The 12,101-nt window shown below is 29.5% G+C and carries 9 protein-coding genes and 2 pseudogenes; 2 read left to right on the forward strand and 9 right to left on the reverse strand.

The features are described from left to right. Window positions 1-182: 182 nt before the first annotated feature. The 6 genes and pseudogenes from RSA29_RS15895 to RSA29_RS15920 form a co-directional block, all read right to left on the reverse strand. Complete coding sequence (locus RSA29_RS15895; RefSeq protein WP_346944012.1) at window positions 183-3,371, reverse strand: DUF262 domain-containing protein; 3,189 nt, start codon at window positions 3,369-3,371, stop codon at window positions 183-185. After that, window positions 3,349-5,658: a hypothetical protein gene (locus RSA29_RS15900; RefSeq protein ID WP_346944011.1), complete on the reverse strand. Its 2,310-nt coding sequence runs from the start codon at window positions 5,656-5,658 to the stop codon at window positions 3,349-3,351. Before RSA29_RS15900 ends, RSA29_RS15895 begins: the two co-directional genes overlap by 23 nt. 242 nt (window positions 5,659-5,900) lie before the next feature. After that, window positions 5,901-6,056, reverse strand: a pseudogene (locus RSA29_RS15905) (sugar O-acetyltransferase); the annotation flags it as partial. 195 nt (window positions 6,057-6,251) lie between these two features. Beyond that, window positions 6,252-6,620: a hypothetical protein gene (locus tag RSA29_RS15910; protein ID WP_346944010.1), complete on the reverse strand. Its 369-nt coding sequence runs from the start codon at window positions 6,618-6,620 to the stop codon at window positions 6,252-6,254. A 153-nt stretch (window positions 6,621-6,773) separates the two neighbouring features. Next, window positions 6,774-6,884 carry a Gp15 family bacteriophage protein gene (locus tag RSA29_RS15915; protein WP_346944009.1) on the reverse strand — a complete coding sequence of 37 codons (111 nt, stop codon included), beginning with the start codon at window positions 6,882-6,884 and terminating at the stop codon, window positions 6,774-6,776. Window positions 6,885-6,928: 44 nt separating this feature from the next. Beyond that, a complete protein-coding gene (locus tag RSA29_RS15920) occupies window positions 6,929-7,657 on the reverse strand; it encodes a conserved phage C-terminal domain-containing protein (RefSeq protein ID WP_346944008.1) in 729 nt (242 codons plus the stop codon). A 729-nt stretch (window positions 7,658-8,386) separates the two neighbouring features. Between RSA29_RS15920 and istA the strand changes: the two genes are divergently transcribed. Then, window positions 8,387-9,931, forward strand: coding sequence for an IS21 family transposase (gene istA / locus RSA29_RS15925; RefSeq protein ID WP_346944604.1), 1,545 nt, complete (start codon window positions 8,387-8,389; stop codon window positions 9,929-9,931). Window positions 9,932-9,934: 3 nt separating this feature from the next. Beyond that, a complete protein-coding gene (istB, locus tag RSA29_RS15930; protein WP_346944605.1) occupies window positions 9,935-10,678 on the forward strand; it encodes an IS21-like element helper ATPase IstB in 744 nt (247 codons plus the stop codon). A gap of 113 nt (window positions 10,679-10,791) precedes the next feature. Here the strand turns inward: istB and RSA29_RS15935 are convergent, their stop codons facing one another. The 3 genes and pseudogenes from RSA29_RS15935 to RSA29_RS15945 all read right to left on the reverse strand — a co-directional run bounded on the left by RSA29_RS15935 (window position 10,792) and on the right by RSA29_RS15945 (window position 12,054). Beyond that, window positions 10,792-11,037, reverse strand: coding sequence for a hypothetical protein (locus tag RSA29_RS15935; protein WP_346944606.1), 246 nt, complete (start codon window positions 11,035-11,037; stop codon window positions 10,792-10,794). A 162-nt stretch (window positions 11,038-11,199) separates the two neighbouring features. Next, window positions 11,200-11,367 (reverse strand): annotated as a pseudogene (locus tag RSA29_RS15940) (hypothetical protein); the annotation flags it as partial. Next, a complete protein-coding gene (locus tag RSA29_RS15945; RefSeq protein WP_346944607.1) occupies window positions 11,368-12,054 on the reverse strand; it encodes a hypothetical protein in 687 nt (228 codons plus the stop codon). Between the last annotated feature and the right edge of the window lie 47 nt (window positions 12,055-12,101).

The following is a 12,101-nucleotide window of genomic DNA, read 5'->3' on the forward strand; positions in this document are numbered from 1 at the left end:
GGTATCAGTCTATTTCTTCAGTAGCTTTACCACCGTTTCAACGTGGCACGATAGGATAGGATGTATGTCAAACTCAATAGGGAACATATCTACTTCTATATTATATGATTTTAACTCCGTGGAAATATATCAAACATACAGTTCAATAATTTTATTTAAACTATCCAAACTTAAAATTATCATTAAATATTAATATAGAACTGGTTATTACTATCCTCAAACACTAATCCTTCAACCTCAAGCTTATTATAGTCATGATTATCTATATACGCATTATAAATATTTTTGTAAAAATTATCATCACTTCTTTTTCGTAAATATTTAAAACTTGAACCGTTATTACTATTTATATAAGTTTGCCTATTATTGGTTTTTTTAGGCTCACCTGTCATTCCCGTATCACAAAAGTGTTTAGCTGAATATCTATAAAATATTCTATATTCCTGTGTAATATTTACATGTGGAATATAGATGTTATTTTGATAGTTTTTCATCATTATGGAGTTATACTTTTGATACAAGTCTTTTTCTCTTGGCTTGTCTTTAAGTGGTAGTTTTTCATAAATATTCGTCCAGCCTTCCTGATTGTCTTTATAATAATAACTAGGTACTGGAAGAATTACATTTCTGTACTTTCCAATAAAAGATGGAGTGACATAAGCAAAAGGGGTATCATAAATAATTGTATTATTCCAGCTTTGCATCTTTAAGTTTATAGCATTTATATCAGCATTATTGAGTGTTAAATTTTTTAGAATATGCCACATAACAATATCTTTTGTTCGCTCTTCACTTTCTTCCATTAAAAATTTTATAAATTTAGTTATTAAGACTTTGATTTGTCCACTATTATTTGAGTTGGTTACATCATATATAGGTATAATAAACAAGCCATTTCCACTTATAGATTTCTTTTCATATTTTATTACCTTTTCAGACGTATCCACAGCTTTAAATCTAATCAAATTATTCATTATTTCAGTTATTCTTATAAAATCACTTATAGTTAATGCTTCAATAAAAACATCCATATCTCCCAGTTCATTTCCACTATTTTCAAAGCATTTTAATTCAAGAGGATGTTTACCATTTCTATTATTTAGATATTTTTCCCAGCAAATCATCCTACAACAAAATTCGATAAATCTCATTTCCATAAGTTCTTCAACCGAAGATTCATCTTCTAATTCTATTTTATTAAATTTATAAAAATAATCTAACCATACGTTATCAATATCACTTATCCATTTTTTATATGAAAATTCATTTACAGTAGGACATTCTTCAATCTCACATTTTTTGCAGTTGTCATTTGTTTCATTATTACAGTATATAAGTTCTTTATATTTTGCGTTAATCTTACATTTAAAAATCTCATATGGTACAAGCTGAACACCATCGTTAATTTCAACAAAAAATTGTTCAGCAGTGGATAACTCTCCACTTACTGTTATTACATCAAAGTTAATTTTATTAAGAATATAGTTACATAACTCACTTTTATCAATTTTACCTATTTTTTTTAGTAAAGCTTTTTTAAGATTAGCAATAGAATTAGAAGCATAGTTATTTGCGTTTATTTCTCCACTCTCAAAAAACCTTTTAATACTCGTATTAAAAGCATCTCTATTTTCAAATGTTATATTCATAATTTTAACATTATGATCCAACAAATTAACAAGACACGCTAAAGTAAATATTCTTTGTTGCCCATCGTAAATGTAAACATCATTTTCTTGTTGTTGAAGAATGGTTATGGCACTTAACGTAATAGATTTATCTTTATTAAAGCTATCAATAATATAATCTAACATATCACTTTTATCACTTTGATTAAAATGGCTACCCATACAATAATCACGTTGTATAACAGGAATTATTATACACTTTTGTAACAATGCATTTAATGTAATTTCTGTTATGGGTACTATTTTCTCATTACAGGCAATCCTCTTTGAATCCTCAAAAACTGGTATTGAAGGGAAATTAATAACATTCTGATTTCCCCTGTGCTTTTCATTTATGTAACGATATAAAATATACTTTCCTGAACTCTGAACAATATCTTCAAAAGTATCTTTATTCAACGAAAAATATTTAACTTTATCTTTAGAGGGGTTTTTAAAGTATGATTTTAATAATGAAGAATATTTGTCATTTTCCTCTGGTTTTTTATTATTTGATAAAACTTCAAAATAACTATTAACAAAATAAATATCATCATCTGAAGGGTTACTATTCATATATTCAACTATGTTCTTATCAATAGAATGTTCTTTGTGTAAAATATCATACAAATTATCTTCAGAATTATTATCAACATAATTGTCCAATAACTCAAAAAATCTTATTTTTCGATGTTTATAAAAATTAATAAAAGCTCGATGTGTTTGATAAGTTTTACAATCATCATCTAGTTCTTTTAACATTTTCTTATAATATGCAAGTTTAAGTAGAAGGTTAATTCTATTTGTATCATCAATAGCTTTACAATTCATATATCCTTCTTTTGTACTGTCTATCAATTTACTAAATAAAATGTTTATTCTATTCTCATTTGTTTCATCTGGATCTACATATCCTAATTTAATAGTGTTATAAATATCCTCTTTGTATAGTAAGTGAGTTATTTCTTCAAATAAAATGGATATACCTTTTTTATACTCTGAACAATCCAAGATAGACGCAATAATTTTTTTATCTACATCATTTATGTCATTAAATGTAGGATAAGTTATTAGGGCTGACCTAATTCTATCACAAATAGAAAATTTAGTTCTATTGCAATTTAGATTTAGAAATTCCGAAATTGGCTCATCTTTTGTTACATGAAGAAGTAATGTTACGTTGTTAAGTATATAATCAACAAACTTGTTATTATCGGTTATATGCTGTAACTCTTGTGATATTCCTTGATAGTTGTATAATAATCTTCGTTTATCACTTAAAGCTATGCTATCATCATCTAATGTATTTTTCTTTTGTCTGATAAATTCACTACGTTTCTTTGTTAAAGAAAAGTCTCGTTCAAATTGAAGGTGGATAAATTTATTTTCTTTATTCAAAGAAGTAAATACTAATAGCAAAGTTATCAATCGTTGTTGCCCATCCACTACTTGAATATTATTTTTATCATCTATATACAAAGTAAATAAAGATATAGACTTTGGTTTACTTTGATTACCATTATTCCAATAAGTTATTAACTCATTAACAAGCTTAACAGCAGTTTCTTGATTCCACTTATAATTACGTTGGTACATAGGCATATAAACTTTTGCACCTTTACTTTGGTTCAGAGTATCATCTATATCTAAAATAAGTTCACCAAGTGTTATTGTTTTACCACTATGATCTATTAGGCTCATCATCTTCACCACCTTTGTTTTTCAGTTTGTTTATAATTTCATTGTAAAAAAGCTTAGTACTTATACTTTCATACCATGGTATAAATACTTTAGCAAAGTCACCAAATCCATTATTATTACCTTTAATCTTATTTTTTCTTTCATATTCAAAATCAACTGCTTGTAGGATTTTTTTTATGTTACAAATTGTAATACTATGTTTATTATATGGTTTTACAAAATAATCATCCAAAAGACTCTGAGAAACATAGGTTTTATCAATAACACTGTTCATCGATATTGTATTTTTTTTGTCTTCCCAATTAAGCATAATTAAATATGCAACCATCATTATAATAAATTCTAACTCATTAAGGAAATATCTTTGTATCACAAGATCATTTGAATTATACAAAATAACTTCTTGATCATATATTGAACCAATTACATTATCTCTCCAACTTTTTCCACTATATACCTTTTCGTATAATTCCTTCAAACTTGCTTCTTTACCGCTATCTCCTCGGCCATTATAAAAGTCAGAAAAATCAATCGAAAAATTTATGTAGTCTGTTTGACAATCTTGATATTCTTGAAGAGTAACCCATTTATCTTCAACCAATACACTGTTAATTGGAGCATTTTCGATAATCTCAATATTATATTTTGTTATCTGCTTGTTTATTTGAGGATTGTAGTATTTAACCATATCTCTACCAAAAGACTTACTAAAGGATAAATATTGTGTTTCTTCATATTTTCCATCTATATGTTCAAAACACTTTCGGATAATTTCACCAAAACCTTTTTCCCTCTTCTTCCCACCATTACACCCATCATAACAACGATAAAGATTCGCCTTATTTTTTATCCAATAAATTTTATAATAACTTCCTAACCCATCAAATCTTATTTCTTGCAAGTTATCATTAAAAATATAGTGAGATAATACTGAAGTGATATTGACCTCAGCGTTATCTTGATATTTTTCTAATAAGTTTATAGCTAAATTACAATATCTCATATAATATATATAAGCTTGTACCTGTATTAGATAAATATCTAAATTTTGTTTCTCATTATTAAACCCAAATAATTTACTCTCTTTGTTAGATTTTTCCAGAACTACTTGTCGTAATTTACAAGCTATATCTACTATTCTAGCCTTAGTTTTGTTATTAAATTGTAATGCATAAATTTGATACAAACTTTCAAAAAATTGATACAGATCATCTTCTAGCCTGTCTTTTATTAAAATGTGTAATTTACTCCATTCAAGCATTACTTTGTAAAAGTTATTACTCCCTTCTACTACATCATGACTATCTATTAATTCAAGTGTAATAGGGGTATTTCTTGAATTCTTCAGACACCAATCCCTAATACTTAGCATGATAGCTTGATCTTCCTTAGTGTGATTAAATATTTCACCATGCATTCCCGTTATTTCATTGTATTTTGATAAATGGAATAAATTAATCATTTTTTTTTGTTCATCATTAATTCCACTCATATATTTATTAAAATATTCAATTCTATCTATATTTATTTCTAATAAATTACAAGTGGCAAAAATATGACAAAAATCAACTACTACTCCAAACACACTTATTTCATATTCTTGATTTAGTCTTTCTGCAAGAAGAAAATTCTCATATCCATATCCAAAGTTATTTCCTAGTTTTCCATTGTAAAATGGGGTAATATTTTCAAATGCTATTTGTAAATTTTTAAATTCTTTTATTTTTATCAGCAAATTACTAATATTAATCTTCTCTTTATTATCTGTACATCGCTTACAACCTATCCAATCATAACTACAACTAAATTTCTTATTAGTATCGTCACAACCAATTATACATCCTGCATGAAGGATAACTATAATTTTAGTATCTTCTTTAAGACTCTCATTTTCTTCATTTTCTTCATTCTCTTCATCTTCTTCATTATTTTTTTTAGGTACTTTTGAATTATCGTTAGCACTAATATATACCTTTGCAACCTCTTCTATAAATTTGCAAATTAACACAAATAATTCTAATTCTTCTTTCTCTGTCAGTATTTCACACCAAGACATGTAGTTTGTAGATACTTCACCTTGTATATCTAAACTTGTTTTATACTTAGAAGAAGGGCAATGAACTGCTGTTACAATGGCACCATTTTTTACATATGCTTCTTTTATTATTTCTAGATTTTTTGTAATGCTTATCTCAGAAAAATCATCTCTATCAGTATATAATTCATAGTCTTTATATATTTGAGATAATTCCATTATGTTATCAAAACTTGCCTTTTTAATAAATCTCATTATATTTTCTCCCTGTTATAAAAGTCATACTTTTATTTCACCATTAGATCTTAGACTTCACATAAAATTCAAACCTCATCAACCACTATCTTTAAACTATTTTCCATAACTTTTATGTTATAAATTTCCATCTGAGAATGTGTATTTTTTTAAAATACACATTCTTAATTTTGTATATCTTTATCACTACGTAAACATTTTATCCTTAATCAACATGACATGCATGACAACTCAACCTCCCACTATTCTTCAATATCTATTTTCATATCTTTATAGTAGTATATTTTGTCTCTTTCACTAATCTCACGAAGTATACGGCATGGATTACCTACTGCTACTACATTTTCAGGAATATTTTTTGTAACAATGCTTCCTGCACCAGGTAGCAAGCTCAAGTCCCAAGGTCCTTTCGCAATTACCCCTGGGGTGAAAATTCTTCCAGGAACAAAGGTTCCTTACGACTGCAGTTCAGGAAGTGAAAATTTCCAAATTTTACACCCCAGGGTAACTTACGAAAGAACGAAGTAAATGAGTTTACTAATCACCTCATTTTCCGTATAAAAAAACACCTATAATTAAGTAAGTGTTTTACATCATATAACATTTCGTTTCTTATTCAAAACACAAAATATAGCTGCCATTATATATAAACCTCCAGCTATAAATCCAACTGCCATATTTAATCCACCTATCAATTTTCCACCAGATGCACTCATTAAACCTAAAAATGAAGTTGCTACACCGGCTAATATTAAAAGTATGGTTGATAAAATCTTTTTTGTTTCAGTATTAATTACCCCTATTAATCCTAAAATTATAAAAGGTAAGCAGACAGCTAATAAGAATAAAAGTATTTTCCAATCTGAACCTTGTGCGAATATGGCTGTTACCATAAATAAAATAATCACAAATATACTAAGTCCAAAACCTATAAACCCCAATATTTTAGTTGCATTTTTCATACACTACCCTCATATAAAATATTATAGACATCGTACCATTTTAAAGATAATATTACAATATATTACTAAGGTTCCCACCATTGAGAAGTGCTTCCTTAATAGCGTTTATCTTTTCTACTTCATTTTTTAATTTAGAAATCTCGTGTATGCTCTTCATATTTCTATAAAATGCCTTTTGTCCCTAGACATTTTGTTATCAATAGTTATTGCTCTATATCCCATTATTTTAACTATCTCATTATCTTCCTTAAGAGCCTTAAACATAGATTTAAACTTCCCACCAATGTAAATACTCTATACCTTGTAAATCAACGCCATACTGTTCTAAAATCCTCCACTGTGAATCCCTCTTGAAACTTTGCCTTAATTATACTAAGGGTTACTTTGGTGTCAGTTTTAAACTTCTTTCCTGTTTGTAAATTTAAATAATCTATTATCTCAAATGCCCCTTTCCTTAGAAAGGCTAGGTTATTATATTTAATAGATGAATCTTTAGTAGAGGAATTATTTGTTGTGGACTCACACTGATACCCCTTAAGATTTCCATCTATACCCTGAGGGTTTCCATCCCCACTATAGTAATCCACATCCACACTGTCCTTGTTTTCATCTACACTCTTTACATTATTATCTGCCTCTAAATTTTCAGAAGCCTCTTTTACTTGATTGCTGCTTTCGTCTTCTATATTTTCATCATCTACATTTACACTACTACTTATTAGCTCAATATATTTTTCACCTATGCCAAAATAGGAATACGTACCACCTTCTCTTATAACCTGGTGAGTAAGTACTCCTGCATCTCTTAATTTAAAAAATCTAGATTGCACAGTGCATTTTTTCATATTTAATATAGGTAACTCCCTCAAAACTCCATCATATCGAATCCAATAATAAGCTTGTCCATCTACAATCTTAACCTTCATTCCCTTAGACTCTTTAAAATCAATAAAATACCTAAGGATCGTTGCATCCATAGTATCAAGACCCAACTGAACTAACTTCTCTTGTCTAAAACCCATAATTGTATATTTCATACCGCTCTCCCCTTAACATATGTATTTTCCCCATTAAACCCATTCAAATAGTATATATGCAATTTTGAAATTTATTTACACCTATTTTGAAATAATTTTTAAGTTTTACTTTTTATTTTTTTCTAAACTCTTTTTATGTAAAAATAAATAATACTTTATCAAAGGTCCAACAAAATGATAATCAACCAGGGCCAGTCGTGTAATAATTTAATACTATTACAAATTCAAAAAATATTTTATTCCAAATTTAATCTAACTTCCTAACTTCCTTGGCACTCAACCCTTTTATACCACTATCTTTAAGCCTCCTAGAGCACTTTTTATTTTGACAATAATTCTCTCAATAATTTTTAATTTTAATTTCAAACTCTCAATTTCCCTAGGAGCTTCAAACCCTTTTGGCTCTAAGCGTTGAACCCCCTAAGAACATAAGAACATAAAAACATAAAAACATAAAAACATAAAAACATTATGATTCTAATAATTTATTTTTACTTTTATATCTATAAACTTTTTTAAAATTTGGCAGCAGTAGCTATGATAAAATTAAAAATCTGTACTAAAAATGAATAATTCACTGTTTCAGAGCAATTGATATGCAAAGTTTGAGCCATATTCTCGGTAAAATTGAGCCACCATCACGGAGTGAGAGCCATTTGCTTATTTTTGGCAATAATGAATCTATACACCAATATTAGGTGTAAATATTCATTAAGAGGATGTCATTATATGACCAATTATCGAGAAATTTTAAGACTACATAGTCAAGGTATCAGCCAGCGAAACATTGCGTTAAGTTGCAAGTGCTCACGCAATACGGTTTCAAGCGTAGTAAAAAATGCTACATCAAATGGAATCTTCTGGCCATTACCAGAGTCCATTTCTGATTATGAGTTAGCAAAGCTACTATTCTCAGAAAAAAGTGTATCACCAACTAGAAAACTACCTAACGGTGAGTATATTCATAAGGAAATGGCTAAAAGTGGAGTTACTTTAAGCTTACTTTGGAATGAATACTGCGAGGATTGTAGAGAAAGTAAGGAAGTACCTTTTATGTATACGCAGTTTTGTAAGTATTACAGAGACTACGTCAATGTATCTAAAGCTACTATGCATATTGAGCATAAGCCTGGTGAAAAGCTTGAAGTTGACTGGGCTGGAAATACCACAAGTATTATTGATAGAAATACAGGTGACACCATAAAAGTATATGTATTTGTTGCAGCATTGCCTTGCAGTAAGTACGCATACACAGAAGCATTTACATCGATGAACCTTGAGTGTTGGATTACTGCTCATGTTAATGCTTATGATTTCTTCGGTGGAGTTACTCGTATTCTAGTTCCTGATAATCTGAAAACTGGTGTAACCAAAGCTTTTGCATATGATGATCCTATTTTAAATAAAACCTATCATGAGATGGCGGAGCACTATGATACAGCTATAATTCCAGCAAGGGTGAGAAAACCTAAGGATAAGCCAAGTGCTGAAAGCACCGTAGGTGTTATATCTACATGGATTATAGCATCGCTTCGTAATCAGAAGTTCTTTTCATTAGTTGAACTTAATGATGCGATTTCTTTGAAATTAGAGGAGTTTAATAGTAAGCCATTTCAAAAGAAACCTGGAAGCCGTTTAAGTGTATTTTTAGAGGAAGAGCAACCTACATTGATTCCATTACCAAAGCGACAATATGAAATGGCTACTTGGAAGATTGCGACAGTTCAATTTAACTATCATATTTCAGTGGATACAATGCTTTACAGTGTACCATATGAATATATAAAGCATAAAGTTGACGTTAGAATCACTAAAAATACAGTAGAAGTATTCTTTAATGATCAAAGAGTTTGTTCTCATGTAAGATTGTATGGTCAACCTGGGCAATATAGCACTAACATAGATCATATGCCTGAAAACCATAGAAACTATACTACTTGGAATTCAGATAGATTTATTTCATGGTCTGAAAGTGTAGGTACTAATACAACAATTGTAGTTAAATCTATTTTATCAATACATAGGGTTGAGCAACAAGGATATAGAAGTTGTATGGCTTTATTAAAGTTGGGAGACAAATATTCCTTAAGTAGATTAGAGGAAACATGTAAAAAAGCTCTATCATACACATCTACACCAAATTTTAAAAGTGTTCAAACTATCTTAAAAACTGGTCAAGATAAGATTAATATGGATGACACTCCTAAAACTTCAACATCATCACCATCGCCAGAAGGCTTTATAAGAGGTGCTGAATATTATGGGAGGTTTTAAAAAATGATTAATGAAAGTACTATAAGCAAATTAAATGAAATGAGATTAAATTCAATGGCAGAATCCTATAGAAATCAACTTGAAGATTCCTCATTTAAAACATTATCATTTGAAGATAGATTTGGTCTGTTAGTTGATAATGAATGGGCTAGAAGGAAAAACAATAAATTAGATAGGCTTATAAGGAAATCAGAAATTCACTTCACCAATGCTTGTATTGAAGATATTGAGTACCATGCCGATAGGCAACTGGATAAATCCGAAATAACTAGATTATCAACTTGCAATTATATTCAGGAAAAACACAATATAATAATTCTTGGAGCCTCTGGAGCTGGAAAAACTTATATTGCGTCTGCCTTCGGCATAGCTGCTTGTAGAAACTTCTACACTGTTAAGTATGTACGACTTCCTGATTTGTTAAACGAACTTGCTGTTGCAAGAGGAGAAGGTATTTATAAAAAAGTTATTAAGCAATATAAAAATGTTAGTATTCTAATCCTAGATGAATGGTGCTTAGTTCCGCTTACAGATAGCGAAGCTAGAGACCTCTTAGAAATAGTTGAATCTAGACATAAGGTGGCATCCACTCTATTTTGTTCTCAATTTCCAGCTGCCGCATGGCATGGAAAGATTGGAGAAGGAACTTTAGCGGATGCTATACTAGATAGAATCTTGTATGACTCTTATACAATAACAATTCAAGGTCAAGATTCTATGCGCAAACGTAAAGGTATTAAAAAGTAAAAAAAATCACCCTCATGCTGGCTTAATGGTTCTCTTAGCGTGAGGGTGGCTCAATAAATGCGTTAACATGGCTCAACGTACTGCGTACGGGATGCTCTGAACGACTGAAATATTCACATGGATGCATTTTCACGATAATATAAATTTTCTCCAACAAAAGTATATGTGTAATTTCTCACATTAGGGTCAGCTGGTATTTCATCTTCTGAATTAATATCTTCTCTTTTATAACTGCCTATATTAGCATTTAAATTTTCAATAGCTTTATGCAATGCTTCTTTAAGGTCAAAGTCTTCATCATCATTAACTAATGCTGTATATTTACTGCCCTCACCATACATTCTTTGGTCAAAACTCATCTTACCAAGAAGCATATCAGTATTATCAATAAAGTACTCATTTACAGGAACTTTATCTTCTGTTAATCCTATATGAAGCCAATTAGGTTCATTTACAGATACTCTTTCACGTTTTTGTAGAAAGATAATATCCGTTGTAACATCTGTGTTTGCATTAGCTTTAAAAGCTGTATTTGGAAGCCTTATTGCTCCTATTAAATCAGCTCTTTCAGCAAGATATTTTCTTACTGAACTATTTTCTTTATCAAGAGTTCCTTTACTTGTAACAAAAGCAACTACTCCTCCTGGTCTTACTTTATCTAAAGCCTTTGCAAAGAAATAATCATGAATTTAAAAATTATGCTTATCATAATTAGGGTCATGTAATTTATAATCTCCAAAAGGAACATTACCAATAGCTACATCAAAGAAATTATCTGGATAATCACTTTCTTCAAATCCTTGTATTTTTATATTTGCCTTTTGATATAACTGCTTTGATATTCTTCCAGATATATCATCAAGCTCTACTCCATAAAGCTTTGAGCCTTCCATACTTTCTGGTAAGGTTGAAAAGAAATTACCAACTCCCATAGCTGGCTCTAATATATTACCTGACTTAAATCCAAATTTCTCAATAGCTTTATACATAGCTTCAATAACTATTGGTGAAGTATAGTGGGCATTAGGTGTCGATGCTCTAGCTGACGAATATTCTTCAGGTGTTAATAAAGCTTTTAGTTCTGCATATTCGTTATTCCATCCACCTGAATTTATATCAAAAGCTTGTGGCATTCCACCCCATCCAACATACTTTGCTAGTATCTTTTGTTCTTCTTCTGTTGCAAATCTATTCTCTTCTTCAATAACCTTTAAAGTTTTAATAGCTTCAACATTATTTCTAAACTTTGTTTTAAGTCCACCAACTCCAATTTCATCTTCTGGACTATATTTATAATTTATAAGCTTATGTTTTTCTTCATTTGTTTTAACTTCTTCAAAAACACTATTAAAATGGTACCTATAGACAGGACACATATAAAAAAAGTGTCTAGTTTATAGGTGCTTTTTTCTGTATAATTAAC

The sequence above is a fragment of the Clostridium sp. genome (assembly GCF_036660475.1).
GTDB lineage: Bacteria > Bacillota > Clostridia > Clostridiales > Clostridiaceae > Clostridium_J.